The organism is Cytobacillus sp. (assembly GCF_032154635.1).
GTDB lineage: Bacteria > Bacillota > Bacilli > Bacillales > Cytobacillaceae > Cytobacillus.
The window spans coordinates 22406-43572 of record NZ_JALDXW010000010.1; the positions used below are offsets into that span (position 1 = coordinate 22406).

General features: G+C 38.9%; 20 protein-coding genes, 1 pseudogene and 1 riboswitch. Of the genes and pseudogenes, 9 read left to right on the top strand and 12 right to left on the bottom strand.

Going from position 1 to position 21167, the window contains the following annotated elements; genetic code table 11:
- Positions 1-4 precede the first annotated feature (4 nt).
- The 10 genes from RUH74_RS09070 to RUH74_RS09115 form a co-directional block, all read right to left on the bottom strand.
- Positions 5-520 carry an acyl-CoA thioesterase gene (locus RUH74_RS09070; protein WP_313799977.1) on the bottom strand — a complete coding sequence of 172 codons (516 nt, stop codon included), beginning with the start codon at positions 518-520 and terminating at the stop codon, positions 5-7.
- Between the two features lie 218 nt (positions 521-738).
- The gene (locus RUH74_RS09075; protein ID WP_313799978.1) at positions 739-1635 is read right to left on the bottom strand and encodes a LysR family transcriptional regulator; all 897 of its coding nucleotides are present in this window, start codon (positions 1633-1635) and stop codon (positions 739-741) included.
- Between the two features lie 147 nt (positions 1636-1782).
- Positions 1783-2337 (bottom strand): methylated-DNA--[protein]-cysteine S-methyltransferase, encoded by a 555-nt coding sequence (locus RUH74_RS09080; protein WP_313799979.1) that lies wholly within the window; start codon positions 2335-2337, stop codon positions 1783-1785.
- The gene (locus RUH74_RS09085) at positions 2330-3238 is read right to left on the bottom strand and encodes a DNA-3-methyladenine glycosylase family protein (RefSeq protein ID WP_313799980.1); all 909 of its coding nucleotides are present in this window, start codon (positions 3236-3238) and stop codon (positions 2330-2332) included. The genes RUH74_RS09080 and RUH74_RS09085 overlap by 8 nt, the downstream gene beginning before the upstream one ends.
- Positions 3235-3807: a bifunctional transcriptional activator/DNA repair enzyme AdaA gene (locus RUH74_RS09090; protein WP_313799981.1), complete on the bottom strand. Its 573-nt coding sequence runs from the start codon at positions 3805-3807 to the stop codon at positions 3235-3237. The genes RUH74_RS09085 and RUH74_RS09090 overlap by 4 nt, the downstream gene beginning before the upstream one ends.
- 264 nt (positions 3808-4071) lie before the next feature.
- The gene (locus RUH74_RS09095; protein ID WP_313799982.1) at positions 4072-5340 is read right to left on the bottom strand and encodes a cytosine deaminase; all 1269 of its coding nucleotides are present in this window, start codon (positions 5338-5340) and stop codon (positions 4072-4074) included.
- On the bottom strand, positions 5330-6607 hold the full coding sequence (gene codB / locus RUH74_RS09100; protein ID WP_313799983.1) for a cytosine permease: 1278 nt from the start codon (positions 6605-6607) through the stop codon (positions 5330-5332). The genes RUH74_RS09095 and codB overlap by 11 nt, the downstream gene beginning before the upstream one ends.
- A gap of 329 nt (positions 6608-6936) precedes the next feature.
- A complete protein-coding gene (gltP, locus tag RUH74_RS09105) occupies positions 6937-8217 on the bottom strand; it encodes a glutamate/aspartate:proton symporter GltP (RefSeq protein ID WP_313799984.1) in 1281 nt (426 codons plus the stop codon).
- A 143-nt stretch (positions 8218-8360) separates the two neighbouring features.
- A complete protein-coding gene (locus RUH74_RS09110) occupies positions 8361-9251 on the bottom strand; it encodes a response regulator (protein WP_313800084.1) in 891 nt (296 codons plus the stop codon).
- 11 nt (positions 9252-9262) lie between these two features.
- On the bottom strand, positions 9263-10531 hold the full coding sequence (locus RUH74_RS09115) for an ATP-binding protein (protein ID WP_313799985.1): 1269 nt from the start codon (positions 10529-10531) through the stop codon (positions 9263-9265).
- A 400-nt stretch (positions 10532-10931) separates the two neighbouring features.
- Between RUH74_RS09115 and RUH74_RS09120 the strand changes: the two genes are divergently transcribed.
- The 5 genes from RUH74_RS09120 (at position 10932) to gnd (ending at position 16885) form a co-directional block, all read left to right on the top strand.
- Entirely contained in the window at positions 10932-11411 is a 480-nt protein-coding gene (locus RUH74_RS09120) for a GyrI-like domain-containing protein (protein ID WP_313799986.1), read from the top strand.
- A 342-nt stretch (positions 11412-11753) separates the two neighbouring features.
- Positions 11754-12485, top strand: coding sequence for a GntR family transcriptional regulator (locus tag RUH74_RS09125; protein WP_313799987.1), 732 nt, complete (start codon positions 11754-11756; stop codon positions 12483-12485).
- Positions 12478-14022, top strand: coding sequence for a gluconokinase (gene gntK / locus RUH74_RS09130; RefSeq protein WP_313799988.1), 1545 nt, complete (start codon positions 12478-12480; stop codon positions 14020-14022). Before RUH74_RS09125 ends, gntK begins: the two co-directional genes overlap by 8 nt.
- A gap of 15 nt (positions 14023-14037) precedes the next feature.
- A complete protein-coding gene (locus tag RUH74_RS09135) occupies positions 14038-15384 on the top strand; it encodes a GntP family permease (protein ID WP_313799989.1) in 1347 nt (448 codons plus the stop codon).
- A 100-nt stretch (positions 15385-15484) separates the two neighbouring features.
- On the top strand, positions 15485-16885 hold the full coding sequence (gnd, locus tag RUH74_RS09140; protein ID WP_313799990.1) for a decarboxylating NADP(+)-dependent phosphogluconate dehydrogenase: 1401 nt from the start codon (positions 15485-15487) through the stop codon (positions 16883-16885).
- A 130-nt stretch (positions 16886-17015) separates the two neighbouring features.
- Here the strand turns inward: gnd and RUH74_RS09145 are convergent, their stop codons facing one another.
- Together RUH74_RS09145 and queF are read right to left on the bottom strand one after the other, a co-directional pair.
- Positions 17016-17648: a queuosine precursor transporter gene (locus tag RUH74_RS09145; RefSeq protein ID WP_313799991.1), complete on the bottom strand. Its 633-nt coding sequence runs from the start codon at positions 17646-17648 to the stop codon at positions 17016-17018.
- 14 nt (positions 17649-17662) lie between these two features.
- Positions 17663-18163: a preQ(1) synthase gene (queF, locus tag RUH74_RS09150; RefSeq protein WP_313799992.1), complete on the bottom strand. Its 501-nt coding sequence runs from the start codon at positions 18161-18163 to the stop codon at positions 17663-17665.
- Positions 18164-18288: 125 nt separating this feature from the next.
- Positions 18289-18335, bottom strand: a riboswitch (PreQ1 riboswitch).
- 382 nt (positions 18336-18717) lie between these two features.
- Between queF and RUH74_RS09155 the strand changes: the two genes are divergently transcribed.
- From RUH74_RS09155 to RUH74_RS09170, 4 genes and pseudogenes are all read left to right on the top strand, one after another.
- Complete coding sequence (locus RUH74_RS09155; RefSeq protein WP_313799993.1) at positions 18718-19131, top strand: MarR family winged helix-turn-helix transcriptional regulator; 414 nt, start codon at positions 18718-18720, stop codon at positions 19129-19131.
- Between the two features lie 184 nt (positions 19132-19315).
- Positions 19316-19981, top strand: coding sequence for a hypothetical protein (locus tag RUH74_RS09160; protein ID WP_313799994.1), 666 nt, complete (start codon positions 19316-19318; stop codon positions 19979-19981).
- A complete protein-coding gene (locus RUH74_RS09165) occupies positions 19978-20286 on the top strand; it encodes a hypothetical protein (RefSeq protein ID WP_313799995.1) in 309 nt (102 codons plus the stop codon). The genes RUH74_RS09160 and RUH74_RS09165 overlap by 4 nt, the downstream gene beginning before the upstream one ends.
- 207 nt (positions 20287-20493) lie before the next feature.
- A pseudogene (locus RUH74_RS09170) lies at positions 20494-21108 on the top strand (TerD family protein); the annotation flags it as partial.
- Positions 21109-21167: the final 59 nt, after the last annotated feature.

Below are 21167 nucleotides of genomic sequence, written 5' to 3' on the forward strand. Positions count from 1 at the left end.
ACTCTTAATCCCAAGGCTTTTGTAATGAAAGTTTAGAGATAAGCTCATTATTTTGCTGTCTTTTCAATTTGCTTATTTTTGCCCGTTCTTTTCCAGTTTCAAAAAGATATTTTTCTTCCTCAGATTCCGGAACGACTTTCGCTACTTCCACTGGCCTTTTGTTTTCATCCAAGGCAACAAAGGTAAGGAAGGCAGTGGCAGCCAACCTGCGAATACCTGTATCTAAATCCTCAGCAATCACCTTGCAGAAGATCTCCATCGAGCTTTTTCCCGTATGCGTAACAAATGACTCAATACAAACGGAATCACTCTGCCGAATTGGTTCAATAAAGTTCACGGAGTCTGTTGATGCCGTTACACATTCCTTTATTCTTGAGTGTCTTCTGGCAGAAAGAGTCGCACATGCATCCATCTTTTTCATAAGAACGCCGCCGAATAATGTATGATAATTATTTAAATCATTAATAAGTACCTGATCTGTTTGAACAACACGAGTGTCTTTAATTTTTTTTGGCTCCATACATCCATCTCCTTGTCTATCTTGCATTTTTGAAGAATGAGCCTTTGTGCAATCATTTTTATCACAGAGACCATTATAGTACCCCTGTTCGATCGAAGTACAATGCCAATCAGACATACCTTTTATAAGAAAATGTTATGTAAGCGCACGCAATTCACCAAACAAAAATAGCCTTCTCCTAAATGGGAGAAGACCATTATCTGATGACTATTCTACTATCAAATGTTGTTCTTGATGTGTGATAGCTTATCTCTGGCAAAACTAATAAATTCCTTATTCATTTGGGATAAATATTCATCCCTTTTCCAAATAATAGCAAGGTTCCATTCAATCACAGGATTCGTTACCGCGATGGTTTGAACGTCTGCTGTCAGTTCCTTGCTCGTACTTTCTGGCAGAAGCGTAATGCCCAAGTTAGAGGCAACCAATTCTTCAATAAAATCCAGTTGTGAGGTTTCTGAAATAATTCTTGGCTGGAAATTAGCCTCTTTGCACGCCTTTAGAATTAGATTTCTCAGCTCAAAATCTTGATTAAACATAATAAACGCTTCGTCCTTTAACTCTTGCAAGGCTACTTCCTGCTTCTCAATTAAATGATGGGATGAGGGGACGACAAGTGTCAGCTTCTCATTAACAAATGTATATTCATCTAGCTGATCGTTTTTGTCAGACAAAACAACCACACCAAAATCCAGTTTGCCATTCATAATCTTTTCTTCAATCCGCTTGGATCCGTCCTCTTCTAACTGGAATGTAACCTCAGGATATTCTTGATGAAAGCTTGCTATTAGCTTAGAAAAAAAGAAAGAGTTGACAATCGTCGGCAGTCCTATGCGGATATGGCCTTTTCTCATAGTAATCATACTGGCAAGCTCCGTTTCCAGTAGCTGCAGCTGCTTTTCGATTACTTGCGCATGCTTATATAGTACATTTCCGGCATCCGTTAGAATCAGGCTTTTCCGGGAGCGAATGAAAAGCGTGGCACCAACATCGGCCTCTAATGATTTGATGATTCTACTCAAGGCGGGCTGAGTAATGTACAGGTTTTCTGCTGCTTTCGTAAAGCTGCCCGTACGCGTAACCTCCATAAAATACTGCATATGTTTAATATCCAATGATGCTCCCGCCCTCCATTCACATTAACCCTCAATAAAATTTTCAATCTTACTATTTTACCATAAATGGGACAGGGGGACAGGTTCACTGTCCCTTCTTCCATTTAATTAAGGACGCGGGACCTGTCCCTCTGTCCCGCCGATTGACTATTTCTTAAATGACTTTTCATGCTTGAGCAGCCATTCTTTTCTCCATAACCCTCCTGCATAGCCGGTTAATTTCCCATTTGAGCCGATAATGCGATGGCAAGGAATGACAATGCTTAATTTGTTTTTTCCATTCGCACTTCCTACAGCTCTAATTGCTTTTTCATTTCCAATAGCAACCGCTATATCTTTATAAGAACCTGTTTCCCCATAAGATATGGTCGTTAATGCATTCCACACATCTTTTTGGAAGGCTGTTCCCACAAATATATAAGGAAAAGTAAATTCATGGCGCTTTCCTTTAAAATATTCATCTAGCTGCTCATAACAATCCAGCAATACGTTTGGTGTATCATCTTTCTTAACATTTACGGGTGTATCCACATCAGAAAATAAAATGGAACAGATCGCCTCATCCGTACCTATTATTTCAAGGACGCCAACAGGTGATACATAATCTAATTTATATGTGGGACGCTGGGACAGGTTCCTTGTCCCAGCGGATCTTCCTGGGACAAGGAACCTGTCCCTCTGTCCCGCTTGCTGATTATTCATATAAGGACCTCCATAGATAAAATGTTGCGTATGCTTGCCAGCCTTCCCAGTTTGCTGCTATATGATTAATTTCTTCTATTGTCGGCTTTTTTTCAAGCCCCATTTGCTTCTTTAGTGCATTGTGCAGACCGACATCTGCAATTGGAAAGGCACATGTGTAATGTAGGCATTTCATCAGCACATAATCCGCTGTCCATGCGCCTACACCTCTAATCGCCATTAATGCTTGTTTTGCTTGCTGATAATTATTTTTCTGAAGCATGAGTTCCTTTTTTATTTCCCCCTTCGACATTGCCTTGGCAACGCCAATGATATATTCTGCCTTCCTAACAGTAAATTGAAGCTGCTGCAATTTCGATATATCTAGTTCGGCAATTTTTTCAAACGACGGAAATAACCAAAATTGCTTTCCTTTAAAGGAAATACACTCTCCGAATTGTTCCACAAATCGCTTTTTTAACGTATACGCAAAAGTTAAATTAATCTGCTGCCCGATGATCGCCCAAACAAGGGCTTCAAATAAATCCGGCATACATACCATCCGCAGCCCCTCATATTTATGAACAAGCCGCTGCAAAAGTTCACTTTGACAAGCTGTTTTATAAAAGGATGACAAATCCTGTCCCATATCAAACCATTCCCATACATATGCTGCCGCTGCTTTACGGACACTCGCCGCAGGCAAATTAATTGGGAATTCAACTTTTATTGCATGTGGAGTATGCGCTATTTTTAATAAAATAAACTCTTTCTCAACTTCAATGAGCTTATATAAGAAACCGTCAATCAGTTGATGCAATATCTCTTGGTCAGACCTGGTTAAAAACACTAAACATTCTTCAAAGCCGAACTCATGCGGCGGGTAAATTTCAAGATAAGTTTCGCAATCCGTCCAATTCATGATTCCATCCCCTTATCAAGATTTCTATATTCACTGGGGGAACAATTTTTTAACCGCCGAAAGACCCGGTAAAAATTAGACGGGCTTTGGAAGCCTACATCATAGCAAATCTCTAGGTTTGTTCGGTCTGTGCTTGTAAGAAGGTATGCTGCCTTATCAACACGTATTTTTTCTAAATAGGTTCTTGGGGTTTCATCTATTTCCTGTTTAAAAACCCGTTCAAGATAATAAGGGCTTATCCCTGCATGGTCGGCAATATCCTGTAATGCAAGCTGTTGTCTATAATGGTTTACCAAAAAGGAAATGGTTGTTCGAACCAAACCAATATGCGGTGAATGCTCCACTTCTGGCTGACATCTTTTACATGCTCGAAAACCAGCCTGTTCGACCTCATTGATATCAAAATAAAATGCTACATTCATTTTCTTCGGCTTTCTAGATCTGCAAGAAGGGCGGCAATAGATCTTGGTTGTTTTCACAGCTGTATAAAATAATCCGTCATATTTACGATCACAAGCCATAATTTTCTCCCACATTTCATCAAACGAAAGACAGATAGTCGTCACCATAGATCTCCTTTCCCTTTCCAGACAAGTATGAAGGCTCTTTTCAATTACTTCTATTTTATCAATGCAGCAGCATCCAATGCATCCTCAATCTTGCTCTTATAGTCTAAAACATCTAAAAAACCCCCAATCTGGTATTCAGCTGTATTAAGCCCATACCAAATTGCGGGGTTATATCTATTTATGGATTAGGAAGTCGCTTTTCAATAGGAATGGCTAAAAGGGTGATGCTCCGTGCTGGGACAATGAACCTGTCCCTCTGTCCCATTATCTATTAAAATTGATGCTTTCTTTTGATTGGCTGAGTGTTATGGTTGTTTCGCTTGGTTTTGTTTCTGCGATTATTTTGCCGTTTCGGATGGAATATCGTACGGATGCCTGCTTGCGAATGGCTTCATATTCGTTTTCAGCAGATAAAACAATAAAGTTCGCTGGTTTTCCTTCCTCTATTCCGTATACAGCTTCGATTTGCAGTGTTTTCGCACTATTGCTCGTAATTAAATCAATCGAATGTACAATTTGATCATAACCCATTAATTGTGAAGCGTGGATCCCCATATGCAGGACTTGAAGCATATTGCCTGTTCCAAGCGGATACCACGGATCAAAAATATCATCATGACCGAAACAAATATTTAATCCTGCCTCTTGAAGTTCTTTGACTCTCGTTAAACCTCTTCTTTTCGGGTACGTATCAAATCGTCCTTGTAGATGAATATTAACTAGCGGATTCGATACAAAATTAATAGACGAAAGCTTTAATAATCGGAACAGCTTGTAAGTGTATGCATCATTATATGAACCCATGGCTGTTGTATGGCTAGCAGTTGTACGCGCACCTATTCCACGCTCATAGGCCTCTTTTGCTACTACTTCAACAAAACGGGATTGTTCATCATCGATTTCATCACAGTGAATATCCACTAATCGATCATATTTTTCTGCAAGGTCAAATGCGGTTTTTAACGAGTCCACACCATATTCACGAGTAAATTCAAAATGCGGGATGCCACCGACTACATCTGCCCCCATCTTTAAAGATTCTTCTAACAGTTCGACCCCATTCGGATAGGAGAGGATTCCCTCCTGCGGAAAAGCAACTAGTTGAATATCTACATAAGGAGCCATCTCTTCCTTCACTTCAAGCATGGCTTTTAAAGCTGTAAGCTTTGGATCTGTTACATCTACGTGTGTACGGACATGCTGAATTCCTTGAGCAATTTGCCATTTTAGGGCTGTTTTCGATCGCGTCTTTACATCTTCAAATGTTAGCGTCTCTTTTCTTTGTGCCCATCTTTGAATCCCCTCAAACAAGGTACCGCTTTGATTCCACTCCGGTTCACCGGCAGTTAAAGTCGTATCTAGGTGAATATGCGGTTCAATAAAAGGAGGGAGTACAAGAGCCCCGCCGACATCAATGATTTCATGGCCAGAAACCTCTTCCAAGGTTTGTGTTACACGGCTGATCTTTCCATCTTGAACAACGATATTCCACAATCCATCTTTTCCTCTAAGCTTTGCCTGTTTAATAATCATTTATTTCCCCGCCTTTTCTAATATCCAAATGATTAACCACTTCGTCTCGCTGTGGAATGCACTTCATTAAAACAGCGTAAAGAATGGCTGTTCCTACTAGCCCATTAATCGGCGGAATGCCTGGAATAAAGTTAGCAGCCGCCACTCCGCCTACCCATGCAACGATTGCAAGCCAATTCACCGCTTTAAATTTCATTTCATTAAATGGCTTGTACTTTCCACGCTTTAACAAGAAATAGTCGACTAATACGATCGCCCCAATCGAAGGCAGTGTAGATCCTAGTAGAGTCAAAAACCCGACAAAGTGATTGTATAGCCACATCGCTGTGATTGTTCCAACTGTCCCGTTAAATACAACGATCTTCTTTTTAGAGATTTTTGTAATGTTGGCAAATCCTAAACTCGAAGCATATAAAGCATTTTCATTTGTCGTCCATATATTTAAACCGAGCACAATAATAGCCGGTATAATTAATCCTTGTAAAAACATCACATCTGATATATCTGATTTGTTATAGACAATTGCTCCTACTGCCCCAAATAAAAACATTAATGAATTTCCGAGGAAGAAAGCAATAACCGTTGAAACGACTCCAGAACGAGCAGTCTTGGCAAACCGGGCAAAATCGGGAGTAAGTGTTCCCCCACTAATAAATGAACCGATGCAAATGGTTATCGCTGTTGCCATTCCCATTGCTTCAAGCGGCTGATAATCGAATAGTCCTTGAAATCCGCCGGCTGTTTCAGTCGCCTCTAAAACAGAGTAGCTTCCTAAAATGGCTATAGACGGAACAGCAACAACTCCTAGTATAGCAAGCGCCTTTATTCCATATATTGCCGTAACCGTCATTAAAATTCCAGATAAAATTATTAACAAGTACACATTGAGCCCTGTTGCCTTTTGAACCGGCACAGCAAACATCGCCACACCTACACCAAACCATCCTACTTGCGTAACTCCTAGCAAAAGAGAGGATAAATAGGAACCTTTTTCCCCAAAAGCATATTTAGTCAGCAAATGTGTCGATAATCCTGTTTTTGCCGCAATATGTGCTAACGCTCCTGTATAGACTCCTAGAATTAGATTCCCTGCTAATACAATCAGAATAAAATTGCTAAATGATAGACCGTTCCCTAATGTTCCTCCAGACCACATGCTTGCAGAGAAAAATGTAAAACCGAGCATGACAGCGAGGATCTTCCAAAACCCTGTTCGATGTTCCTTTGGTACGGGCTGTAATGAAAACTCTAAATCTATCTTTTCCATGCATATTCCTCCAATTTTGTGTTGAAATTGGTCCTCGAATAAGCTCGGACAAAACAAAAAGGGGTTTATCGCCATATCTGACAACAAACCCCTTTCGTTCACAATAAACACAGGATGCCTATATACGCACGCCCATGAATGATCGTTAACTTCCGCTGTCCTTGTCAGCCTCTCTGGACTGAATTAAAGGTACCAATATTTAATTGACTTTATTATTGCAGGAAACTACTCTTATTGTCAATGACAACATTTTACTATGTTAATAGTAATAAATAGCATCCTATAATCCTTGAAAAAGAAGGGACAAGGTTCCTGTCCCCCTGTCCCACCTACACGGCTTGATTAATAGATGAGTAGTATTCCGCTTTTTTCTTTGAGTCAAATCGGCCTTCCCATTTGGACATGACAACCGTAGCCAGTGCGTTGCCGATTACGTTTACGACTGTACGTGCCATATCTAGGAGTCTGTCAATCCCCGCAATAAATGCAAGACCTTCTAAAGGAATGCCTACCGTTCCGAGCGTTGCCAGTAAAACAACAAAGGATACTCCTGGCACCCCAGCGATTCCTTTTGATGTAACCATCAATACTAATACTAATGTAATTTGCTGCGTAATACTTAAATCAATATTATACATTTGCGCAATAAATAATGCCGCTAGCGCTTGATATAGTGTAGACCCATCGAGGTTAAAGGAATAGCCTGTTGGCACAACAAAAGAAACAATATCTTTCGGACAGCCGAATTTCTCCATCTTTTGTATCACTTTAGGCAAGACAGTCTCCGAACTAGAAGTTGAATAGGCTAAAAGCAATTCATCTTTCAATACTTTGATTAGATGGAAAATGTTAATCCCGACCAGTTTCGCAATCCCGCCGAGCACGACAACAATAAAGAAGGCCATCGTTGCATAAACGAGAATCATTAATTTTCCTAATGGGAGCAAAGATTCTAATCCAAACTTTGAAACCGTTACCCCAATTAAGGCAAAAACGCCAAATGGAGCAAACTTCATAATCATGTTTGTCACCCAGAACATCGCCTCTGCCATCCCCTCGAAGAAAGCAAGAACGGGTTTTCCTTTTTCTCCAATGGCTGCAATCCCTAAACCGAATAACACGGAAAAGAAAATAATCGGAAGCATATCGCCTTCAGACATTGATTTAATCACATTACTTGGAACGATGTCGACAAGGATATCCAAAACTCCATGGCTTTCACTTTGCACTTCTTCCGTCGTTTTAACATATTGATCTATGTTCCCCTTAGAAAGTGAAGACATGTCTATCCCGTGGCCAGGCTGGAAAATATTCGCTGCCAATAGACCGACAATAATCGCAATCGTTGTAACGATCTCAAAGTATATTAGTGTTTTCCCGCCAAGTTTCCCTAACTGTTTGATATCTCCCGTTCCAGCAACACCTAGAATTAAAGTAGAAATAATGATTGGCACAACAATCATCTTTATCATATTAAGGAAAATCGTACCTATAGGCTGTAAATAAGTTTCTATTGCTGGATTCCCGTAGAAAATGGCTCCAATAATAATCCCGAGCACAAGACCGGTAAGAATTTGATAGGCCAAAGAAAATTTAAACTTTTTCTTCATCAAGAAGTCACCTCTTTTATACGAATGAAAACGCTTTCTCTAGCTGAGATAGCTTATTGAAATAATTTTACGGGTGACTTACTCGATCCGACAAAATCCGACAATTATATTTTTTAATAATTTTAAAATGAGCCATTATTTAACTAACTGTGGCTGTATTTTTCCAGTGTTTCAAGATAAAGTACTTGCAGAAACTTTTTGCTGTTAATTTTTATCCTTACTTGCTCCTCTTTTCCTTCTTGAATACATATCATTTGTTTTCTAATTTCCTGAAAGTCAAAGTACCTGGGAGCATAATATTCAAACTCATGATTCGTATAATCAATAGCCCCTAATGAAGCCAAATTATTTGTTGCCGTAAGAAGTGTTCTGCGAATTCGCTGCTCCATCGCTTTACTTTCCTTATTTATATCTGAATCATGATATCCTTGTTTTCTCGCAACCGCCTCATATAAATCTTTCAAAGAGGGCAATTGAGCAACCTCATGTTCCTGACTCATCAGACATTCAATGATGGCTATAATATCATCACTTCCTGCCTCCCCAATGATTCCCATATCATTTAATATCGTTAAAACAATGTCCTTTACGCTTGGCCGCCTTTTCATTTGATTCGTCAACCCGATATTGGCTAATGATTCCTGTATTGTTAACAATGAACCTCTTAATCGGAATTGTTCCGCTGTTTTTTTTAAGATGCTTTGTACTTCCACACGATTGATTGGCTTATGAATAAAAAACTCGATTCCCTTTTCATATGCCTCCCCAACCATTTCTTTATTTTCAATTTGGGAAATCATAATAAATTGGCCCCGAAATCCCTTCATCTTTAAAAGCTCAATCGTTTCAATTCCATCTAGCTCTGGCATTAATAAGTCTATTAAGACAACATCCGGATTGACCGTAAGGATGGTCTGTAATCCAGATGCACCGCTTTCTGCTTCACCAATGACCACTCCCAAATCCCCATCTAATATTATATTTTTCAGCATCGTTCTGCTTGCCGGATCATCATCTACAATGAAATAACGCAGGATCATTCAACTCACTTTCGTATATTTTTAACTGGAATGCGAATGTGAAAAACCGTTCCTTTATTAGACGTCTCCACATGGATTTGCCCTTCTAGCTTTTGGACAATTTCGCTAACATGGGATAGCCCAATCCCAGTTGCAGCAACACCCTCATCATTAAATTTTGTCGTATACCCCGGCTCAAAAATAATCGATACATCCTCTTCTGCAATTCCTTTGCCAGAATCCTTAATGACAAAACAAATATGCGGAGACTCATCCTTTATATCAAAATGAATTTCCCCGTTCTCAGATATCGATTCAACTGCATTAGCAGTCAGATTATTTAATAAAGCAAGAAGCGGAATGAGCTGATTGGTTTCAAAATCAGCAGTTAAATTCACATAAAAGGTGACCTTTTTCTTTAACATCTCACTATATTTTTCATTTGCCCTTACGACAAGGTTCAGCACATCTGCTAGAAAAAGAGTATCACTATGTTTTCTTCCAGTTACTTTTAAAAGCCCGGCCAAAATCCTTTGCGAATCCTTTTTCACTTCATGAATTTCTTGTGCAATGCGAAGAGCCTGAACATTTAATGGACGCTGCCCAAGCTTTTTTAATTTTCGATATAAATCAAAGCCCTCCGCAGTAATCTGCTCCATATGATTCATTGATTTCTGTAAGTAGAGTACTTCTCCATATAATTCTGATCCTACCTTAAGCATCTCTTGCATTCTTTTCTTTTGTTCTGAAACTGTAATAGAGCTGTATAATCCTACCGCAAAATAGCTGCGGAACAATGCCACCCCAAATAATAGTACCCAATCCTTGAAATCATTCGTTTGATGCAGCAACCCGTGCCGCATGACGTTTTCTAAAACGTTTCCGATCAATTCAAACAAGGAAGCCCAGGCTCCCAAAATGAGCGGAAATGTTTTGTACTGTTCGATTTTAATTGTATGTAATCCAAGAGCAAAGATAAAATAAAAGATTAGCGCCGGCAAATGGCTATGATAACTTACCGAAATAGGTATATCCCTAAAGAAATAATCCTCAATTAAGCGAAAGACAACAACAGTTACCCCTGTGACAATTCCTGTACGTATAAGCGATGACGGCTGCCAAATAAGAATAAGCAGAAAAAAAGTAATGCTTCCAAGACCAAAACGAAAAGCCTCCCCATCGAATGGTACTACCTTCACTTCACTCAGAACCGCCGTCAGTAAAGCGGTAATAGCTACTATAAATCCCTCCGATTGATAAAAATGCTTACTTAAGTATTTTTTTGAAAAAGACATAAAAATCTCCTGATTGCATTATTTTAGTTATTATAGCATCTCTATTTTCGCTTAAATATTCTTTATAAAACTTCGACTCTGACCTTAGGTGTCTCTCATAGTTACTTTCAAAATGATTTTAAATCCATATTTTCCATTTTTGGGAGGGAAAAACAAATAAATAGAGAAGTTAATCTTATGGTAACCGCTTTTTAAATTTCACCTCTTAGACTCCACAAAAGAATCCCCTTTACAGAATTAATACCACAGGCATGTAAAGCTAGTTAGGATTAATCACTATAATAAAAGGAGAGTTCTTTTCACATGACGGAACCTAAAGTATAAAAGAAAGACGCCTTTCAAGTATTGGTTATCATTTGATCTCTTTATTGCAGTTCAGAAAAAATAAGGGGGAATATTCATGGACGTGCGTATGGAAAGAAAACCATCTCTTAAAATTATTGGCATGACTTTATCGGTGCTGCTTCAAGTTGAACGTAAACATAAACTTATTACTAAATTACATGACCAATTTGATAAACGGATTCACGAAATTAAAGCAAAAAAGAGTCCTACATTCGTTTACGGCATTTTTATCGACCCGCCAAATTATCAATATGAAACGGATGAATTTACCTGGGTTGCTGGTGTTGAAGTAGACAATCTATCCGAAGTGCCAGAAAATATGGCCGGTTATGAATTTCCAGAAAACCTTTATGCCATCACAACCTACAAAGGGCCAAAGGGTGAAGCCGGGCATATTTATGACGCCTTGTATAATTGGATTGAGGAGTCTGAATACAGTTTAGCGGATACTTATGGTTTGGAAATTTACTCTGAAAATGAAGATGAAGAAAACATGATCATAATGGATTTATGCTTTCCTATCCTAAAGAAATGAAGCCTATGTATATGTGACATCCATTCAATTAATCGTAATTAGGAGCTTAAATAACTTCTCCCTTATATTAGATAATTGCAGGAACATCCCCATCTGCCATGTCCAAATGAACATGGCAGATGGGGATGTTCCGTTTAGGTATTTTCTCCAATATAAAACGAAAACATCCATTAGTATTTTAGGCTGCCCCCCTACATAATCAAAATCCGTCAACAACCATTAGATACAATTAATTTCCCAAAATATACATAGATGCTCTTAAATCAAAGCGCTTGCACTGTTAAGCATCTCGGTTATATACTTGTATACAAGTATACTTCACTAATTGAAGAAGGTGATTTTTTGACTGAACATAAAGAATTCCTCTATCCAGAAAAATGGCTTTCCAAAGCTGCAGCTGGGGATCGTGTAGCATGTGAACTTCGAATGCGAATTATTTCCGGCTTGATTGAAAGCGGTACCATTCTATCTGAAAATAAATTAGCTGCAGATTTTACTGTGAGCCGCTCACCCGTTCGTGAAGCATTAAAAATACTTGCTTCCGAAAATATCATCCGATTAGAAAGAATGGGCGCCGTCGTTGTTGGCTTAGCTGAAAAAGAAATTGAAGAAATTTACGATGTACGTTTACTTATAGAAACGTTTGTGTTTGAACGACTTGTTAATATGGACATTCATGAGTTGGTAAAGGAGCTAAGCAAAATCCTCGAAATGATGAAAGTAGCTATCAAATTCCAAGATGCTGATGAGTTTTCTTTTCAAGATGTCTTATTTCATGAAACAATTATTCGTTCAATTAATCATTCATATATTCTAATGATCTGGAACAATCTAAAACCAGTAATGGAATCCTTAATCCTCTTATCAATGCGTGTTCGTTTTAAAGAAAAATATGAGGACTTCACACGAATTGTAGAAAATCATGAGCTTTATATTGAAGCAATAAAGAAAAAAGATCGAACGCTTATGATTAAATCCTTACACCAAAATTTTGATGATGTTCAAGGAAAGGTAGAGGATTTATGGATGTCCCAACAGATGCTATCTAAAGGAGTCGAGCTAGAAAATGAATAGCTATATGTTAGGCATAGACATTGGCACGACAAGTACGAAAGCGGTTTTATTTACTGAAGAGGGCGAGGTTATCCAACAGGAGAATATTGGCTACCCCCTTTACACACCGGATATTTCTACCGCTGAACAAGATCCTAAGGAAATTTTCCAGGCTGTCCTGAAAGCGATTTCGAATATAACGACGGATCATCCGCAAAAAACGCTATCATTTATATCATTCAGCAGTGCGATGCATAGTCTGATTGCGATGGATGAACATGACCAGCCACTGACCCCTTGTATTACTTGGGCAGATAATCGCAGTGAAGCATGGGCACATCAAATAAAAGATGAGCGGAATGGACATGAAATATACAAACGTACAGGCACACCTATACATCCCATGTCACCATTAACAAAAATTACCTGGCTTGTGAATGAACGTCCTGAAATCGCTAGCAAAGCTAAAAAATATATTGGAATTAAAGAATATATCTTTAAGCAATTCTTTGACCAATATGTTGTCGATTACTCCCTTGCTTCAGCAATGGGGATGATGAATCTTAAAACATTGGATTGGGATGAGGAAGCTTTAGCCATTGCTGGTGTAACACGCACCCAATTATCTAAGCTCGTACCGACAACCGCTATCTTTAAGAACTGTCACCCTGATTTAGCAAAACAGATTGGAATCAATCCGCTAACCCCTTTTATTATTGGGGCAAGCGATGGTGTACTTTCTAATCTTGGTGTAAATGCAATAAGAAAAGGCGAGATTGCGGTAACAATAGGGACAAGCGGTGCTATTCGCACAATTATTGATAAACCGCAAACAGATGAAAAGGGCAGAATATTTTGCTATTGCCTCACCGAAAATCATTGGGTAATTGGCGGGCCGGTCAATAATGGCGGGATGATCCTTCGGTGGATAAGAGATGAGTTTGCCTCTTCTGAAATTGAAACAGCAAAAAGACTTGGCATTGATCCTTATGAGGTATTAACGAAGATTGCTCAGCGTGTAAGGCCAGGTGCTGATGGACTATTGTTTCATCCTTACCTAGCAGGTGAACGCGCGCCTCTTTGGAATCCCAATGTGCGAGGATCATTCTTCGGCCTCACACTTTCACATAAGAAAGAACATATGATACGCGCAGCATTAGAGGGTGTCATTTACAATTTATATACCGTCTTTTTGGCTTTAATGGAATGCATGAATAGTCCTGTTACCCGTATTCAAGCAACTGGAGGCTTTGCTAGATCTGAAGTTTGGAGACAGATGATGTCCGATATCTTTGAATCTGAAGTAGTCGTTCCTGAAAGCTATGAAAGCTCTTGTTTAGGTGCTTGCATTTTGGGGCTCTACGCAACAGGCAAAATCGATTCATTTGAAATAGCCTCTGACATGATTGGCAGTACCTTTAAGCACACACCAAGAGATGAAGCGGTTAAAGAATATCGACAGTTATTGCCGATTTTTATCAATCTATCTCGAGCATTAACCAATGAATATACACAAATAGCCAGCTATCAGCGCGGCTTAATCGACTCAAATAAATAATTAGGAGGGATAAACATGCCATTATTCATTGTAGCCATCGGGATCATTGTTTTACTGATCTTAATAATGGGACTCAAACTAAACACTTTTATATCATTACTAATCGTATCTTTTGGCGTTGCATTATCTCTCGGCATGCCTCTAGATGGAATTGTTAAAACGATTGAAGCCGGTTTAGGAGGAACACTTGGTCATTTAGCGTTAATCTTTGGTCTCGGTGCCATGTTAGGAAAATTGATCGCTGATTCTGGCGGGGCTCAGCGAATTGCGATGACTCTTGTCAACAAATTTGGTGAAAGAAATATTCAGTGGGCTGTCGTATTTGCCTCATTTATTATTGGGATTGCACTATTTTTCGAGGTTGGATTAGTATTATTAATTCCCATTGTTTTCGCCATCTCAAGAGAACTAAAGGTATCGATTCTATATCTTGGTATACCAATGACTGCTGCTTTATCTGTCACCCATGGATTTTTGCCTCCGCATCCAGGACCAACTGTTATTGCTGGTGAATATGGGGCAAACATTGGTGAAGTGTTGCTTTACGGATTTATTATTGCTATCCCAACGGTCATTATCGCTGGACCTATCTTTACGAAGCTTGCTAAAAAAATGGTCCCTGCATCATTTACCAAAACAGGCAATATTGCTTCATTAGGGGAGCAAAAATCCTTCAAGCTAGAGGATACTCCTGGGTTTGGCATTAGTGTTTTTACAGCTATCCTTCCGGTTATCCTTATGTCGATTGCTACCGTAATTACGATGCTGCAAAAGACTATGGGCTTTGATGACAATAGCATCTTAGCTGCAATCCGATTTATTGGCGAAGCTGGTACCGCCATGCTGATTTCTCTATTGGTTGCCATATATACCATGGGTCTGGCAAGAAAAATTCCCATCAAAACAGTCATGGAATCATGTACGACAGCTATCACACAAATTGGGATGATGCTCTTAATTATTGGGGGCGGCGGCGCCTTTAAACAAGTTTTAATTGATGGCGGTGTAGGTGACTATGTAGCTGAATTATTCAATGATACTTCCCTATCACCTATTTTACTTGCTTGGATCATTGCAGCCATCTTGCGAATTTCTTTAGGATCTGCAACCGTTGCAGCTTTAACAACCGCAGGGTTAGTTATTCCAATGTTAGGACAATCTGATGCGAACCTTGCTTTAGTTGTACTTGCAACGGGCGCGGGCAGCTTAATTGCTTCTCACGTAAATGATGCTGGTTTTTGGATGTTTAAAGAATATTTCGGATTAAGCATGAAGGAAACATTTGCAACATGGACATTACTTGAGACGATTATTTCAGTAGCTGGATTAGGATTCATTCTACTACTTAGTTTATTCGTATAATCCTTTTCTAATGGCAACATACATGTATCCTTTCTAGGCAGTAAAATTTCGGTTGAACCGTTTTGCTGCCTATTAATCTAAGGTAAAAGGAGCAGGAAGAATGTTTAATACAATCGGTATGATTGGTTTAGGCGTAATGGGCCGTAATCTCGCTTTAAACATGGCAAGCAAAGGAGAACAAGTAGCCGTTTATAACTATACGAGGGATTTAACCGATCAGCTCGTTCAAAAAAGTGAAGGACTGGCGATTCATCCATACTATGAAATCCAAGACTTTGTTCAGTCATTAGAAACACCAAGAAAAATCTTTCTTATGGTTACAGCAGGCAAACCGATTGATTCCATGATACATGCCTTAATGCCTGTCCTTGAAAAAGGCGATATCATTATGGACGGCGGGAACTCTCATTATGAGGATACGGAACGCAGATACGCTGAGCTGAAGTCCAAAGGAATTAACTATTTAGGAATTGGGATTTCTGGCGGTGAAGTCGGTGCTTTAAAGGGACCATCTATCATGCCTGGCGGGGATAAAGAAGCATATGAAAAAGTTGCACCCATTCTTACGAAAATAGCCGCACAAGTGGATAACAGCCCATGCTGTGTTTATATGGGTCCGAAAGGGGCTGGCCACTTTGTAAAAATGGTACACAACGGGATCGAGTATGCAGATATGCAGTTAATTACAGAAGCCTATACTTTTTTAAAAGACAGACTCCATTTGAGTGTCCATGAAATTGCAGACATCTTCGACATATGGAATCAAGGAGAACTAAATAGTTATTTAATCCAAATTACAGCAGATATTTTAAGAAAAAAAGACGAATTAACAGGATTGCCTCTCATCCATGCTATTCTAGATAAAGCAGGACAAAAAGGAACAGGAAAGTGGACGAGTGTTCAAGCGATCAATAACGGAATCCCTTCATCCATAATTACAGAGTCATTATTTGCAAGATACTTATCCTCTTTAAAAGAGGAACGAGTAACAGCAGAAAGCATCCTAGCTGGCCCAAATATGGATCAGCAGCCTTTAGATAAAGATTTGTGGATTGAGTATATCAGACAAGCATTATATATGGGAAAGGTTTGTGCCTACACGCAAGGGTTCACACAATATAAGGTGACTTCTGAACGGTATGGCTGGAATTTGCCTTTGAAGGATATTGCGCTTATTTTCCGCGGCGGCTGCATTATACGTGCAGACTTTTTAAACGTAATAAGCAAAATATATCAGGATCAGCCAAATTTATCTAATATGTTAATTGCCCCGTATTTTGCTGAAAAAGTGAAGGCATACCAAACAGGATTGCGAAAAGTGGTCTCTGAAGGCATTAACTCCGGAATCTCATTCCCTTGCTTAAGCGCCTCACTCACTTACTATGACAGCTACCGCACAGGCACATCCAATGCCAGCTTATTGCAAGCACAGCGCGACTACTTCGGCGCACACACATACGAACGAAAAGACCGTCCTGGAATCTTTCATACAGAATGGTAGGGACATGGGGACAGGTTCATTGTCCCAGTGGAACAGGACCAAATCTGCTATATCAATCATAATAAAGAAATAGTCCACCCGAATGGGGGCTGGACTATTTTTTAGCACTTATAATTTCACACGAAACATGTTACATTTCCTTTTGAACAATAGGGGCCGGTTCTTGTCTCCTAATTAGATGAACGAATAAATATACGAGCGGAGTAACAAGAATCGATGCAAAAAATTTAAAAATATACTGGGTCAATATCAAGCCTCCAAGTACAGCAACAGGCATTGTACCATAGAAAGCAATCGCAATAAAAATGGTTGTATCGACCAATTGGCTCAGCATGGTAGAAGCATTATTGCGCAGCCATAGTTTTTTCTGCCCATGCTTGCTCTTTAAACGATTAAAAACAAAAACATCTAGATTTTGACTAATTGCATAAGAAAGTAAAGACGCGATAATCACGCGAAAGCTTCCGTTTAAGATGGTTTCGAATGACTCCTGGTTTCTAAATACGGGAGCAGCTGGCAAATGAACCGCAATTATAATAAATAGAACCGCTAAAACTTGCATGATTAAACCAGCATACACGGTCTTCTGCCCTTCTTTTTTTCCATAAACCTCAACAATCACATCAATGATTGGATACGTAAAAATATAGATAATCACAGCAGCGGGTAAGATCGCAAAGTCACCAATACTAAATAGCTTAACAGCCACAATATTTGCTAAAATTAAAAGTCCGACATAGATACCATTTAAATATAAAATCATTTCGTCTACCTGCCTTATCGATTATCTACTTTTTCCGGATAGAGATCATGGTTCATCAGCCGATGATTCGCCATCTCTTCATATTTTGTGCCTGGTCTCCCAAAATTGCACCATGGATCAATCGATATGCCCCCGCGCGGTGTAAATTTCCCCCAAACCTCAATATAACGTGGATCCAGTAATTTAATTAAATCGTTCATAATAATATTCACACAGTCCTCATGGAAATCCCCATGATTTCTAAAACTGAATAAATATAATTTCAGAGATTTACTCTCCACAATTTTCTTATCTGGGATGTATGAGATATACATTGTTGCAAAATCTGGCTGACCTGTAATCGGGCATAAGCTTGTAAACTCCGGGCAATTAAATTTCACGAAATAATCCCGATTAGAATGTAGACTATCAACCGCTTCTAATACCTCTGGTGCATAATCGGATCGATATTGTGTTTGCTGATTGCCTAACAGTGTTAAATCCTTTAATCCTTCTTCCATCTTCCGTCCAGACATAAAAAAACCTCCTGTAAAAATGTTTCCCAACACTTTTCAAAAGAGGCACGTTCAACCATTCTATTGCAAACAAACAGGATCAAACAAAAAAGCCATGTCCTATTATGGACATGGCATATTGTCATGTATCCATAGTTTTTTATAGAGGGTATAAGCTATGAACCTCTCCCGATCAAGTTCGGGTATTCTCTCCAACATAATATAGAATGCCGCGGAAAACGTCAAATAGTAATTTTATGTAATACTTTCTATGTCGCATCTACCTTATCGACACTTTATGTCGCCCGATCTCATCCGCAATAAGGGGATTGGTTCTACAAAAGGAGATATCCAATCGATGATGAATGTTGTTCCTCCTATATGGAGTGGGCTCCCTTCTATATGAAAGGTGATCAAAGTGGGGAAGCGGTTTCGAATATATAAGAAGGGGACAATGCCGTTATTTGGTCAGTTGGTGCCATTCAATGAAAGCTATGTTGGCATCGACAAAAATAAATTATATACTTACCATATATTTTAATAAGTAAAATACTAGATTAGGCTGTGAGACAATAATGGCGAAAAAGGAACAGATGCACAATGTAGAAGTCATAATGAGGGAAATGATTGAAATACAGCAAAAATCTAAAATGTTTGTTCATTTATTATCAGAAGGGGAGTCCCTTTCCCAGAACCAGCTTATCCTTCTGCTCCAACTAAAGATCAATAGCGGAATGAAAGCAACAGAAATTGCTGATTTTTTCAATGTTACCCCTGGGGCTGTTACATCTATGTGCGATAAACTGGAAAAGTTAAATTTGGTTCACCGTGTAAGAGAAAGTGAAGATCGCAGGGTTGTAAAAATGGTCCTTACTAGGATGGGGGAAGAGAAAGTTCGTGCCATCTTTTTAAAATTCCCATCAGAGAAACTATCAGAAATGGAAAAAATATTAAAAGAAGTCAATACATTAATGAGTGCAATTTTTTAAGGATTTCATTTATATTGAAGTCCTTTTTTTATTGTCCAATTATGTTGAACGCTTTTCCCCATACAGCAGATGGAATAGATAAAAAATTGGATTCATTCTTGACAAATCATTCATCATTATACTTTAATTAATATATATTTTAATTATTAAAATATATATTAATTAAAACAGGACGGTGTAAAGGATGAAAAATGAACGGGCAAAAAACCCCCAAAGCATCACACTGACAAGCGGCCATAACAAGGAAATAGCTAAAGACTGCGAACGATTGAACATACGTGGTTCTGTTTCGATACACCAAGAAATTCACCTCAAAGAGATCTCCACTCATGGCTTTAGTACCTTTCATTCACGTGTTGCGGCGGAACTGTTAAAAAGCTCTGGCTCATGTACCATAAAGGGCAATTGCGAGATAAAAGAGATCATCAATGCAGGAAATTTAAAAATGAAGAATGTTCGTGCAAAGAAGCTCCACAGTTCAGGAAAACTTACCATTGAGCAAACACTTCATTCAGAACATTTTGAGTCTATTGGGATCATTGCCGCAAAAGAAATTCACACAAAACACTTTCAGCTAAAATTATCTGGAGAGAGCAGGATCAACCGATTAATTGTGGATGAAGCACTTATAGAAAAGGATAGAAGGTCTATTTCATTTAAGAAAAAACTAGTTTGTCATCTAATTAAAGGAAAACAATTGCAGCTTGCCTATACAGATGCAAAATTCGTTGAGGGGGATGTTGTGCATGTTGGCAGCCAGTGCCATATTGAAACGCTTACTTATTCAGAAAGCTGTACCATCTCTCCAAATGCTAAAGTGCAACAGATTATAAGGAGTGAAGATCGATGAAAATAAAAAAACTAATCTTTTCCTTCTTATTGTCGTTAACAATCCCTGTCCTGTCTGTCCTTTACCTGGGACTGATCTTAAGTGCACTAATCTCCTTACTGGCCGGGATATTACGAACAATTGGTTTCGAACAAATAAAAATGAGTATTGGACTGGGCATTGATCTTCCAGTCGCTTTAAGCATTCCTGTGTCACTTGTTGTTTCCTTTCTGCTTTTCAGAGGTTCACTTTATATAAAACGCTCGATTACATTTTGTTTTCACAATCTTTTTTCCCCAGCACAACCGCCAATTAAATATAAATAAACTGACTGATACATCCTAACTAGAGAAGTTTTCTCACGAAGGGTATCTATTTTTTCTGATTTTTTGTAAGATGGTGGTAACTGCAATTTTCTTACACCCCGTAACTAAGAACACCACGTCCTTTGCATCAAATATACCTACTGAAAGTCTTACTTAGGAACAATTGTGTATGTACCCTGTCAATGAAAAATTTGAATAAGGAGTGGTAAAATGATTCAGTTAACAAAAAAAGGCGAGTCCATTAACTTATCAAAAGATACGAATGCCTTATTTGGTGAAATTCTAGTAAACTTGAATTGGAACCAGAAACCTCAGGCATCCGGCGGATTTTTTTCGACCCTTTTTGGCGGCGGCTCTAAACAAGCTGATCTAGATTTAGGCTGTCTTTATGAATTACATAATGGAGAAAAAGGTTGTGTACAAGCCTTAGGAAATGCATTCGGCAACTTACAATATGCCCCTTACATCCAGTTGGATCATGATGATCGAACAGGCGCATCCGTCGGTGGAGAAAACATTCGAATTAATGGCAATCAATTATCCGAAATCAAAAGAATCCTCGTATACGCTTTTATCTATGAGGGGGCTGCCAACTGGAGTCAAGTTGATGGCGTCGTAACCCTTAAATATCAAAATGGCCAAGACATTGTTGTCCAAATGGATGAACACCGAAATGGCAAAATTATGTGTGCCATCGCCATGATTGAAAATGTCCAAAACAAAACCTTTAATGTTAAAAGGCTCGTAGAATACTATGATGGACATAAGCAAATGGATCGTGCGTATAAATGGGGGATGAATTGGACGGCTGGTAGAAAATAATAGGATTAAAGGAATAGAGCCCTATCAGGATGTCCTGATAAGGCTCTTTTAAACTCTTA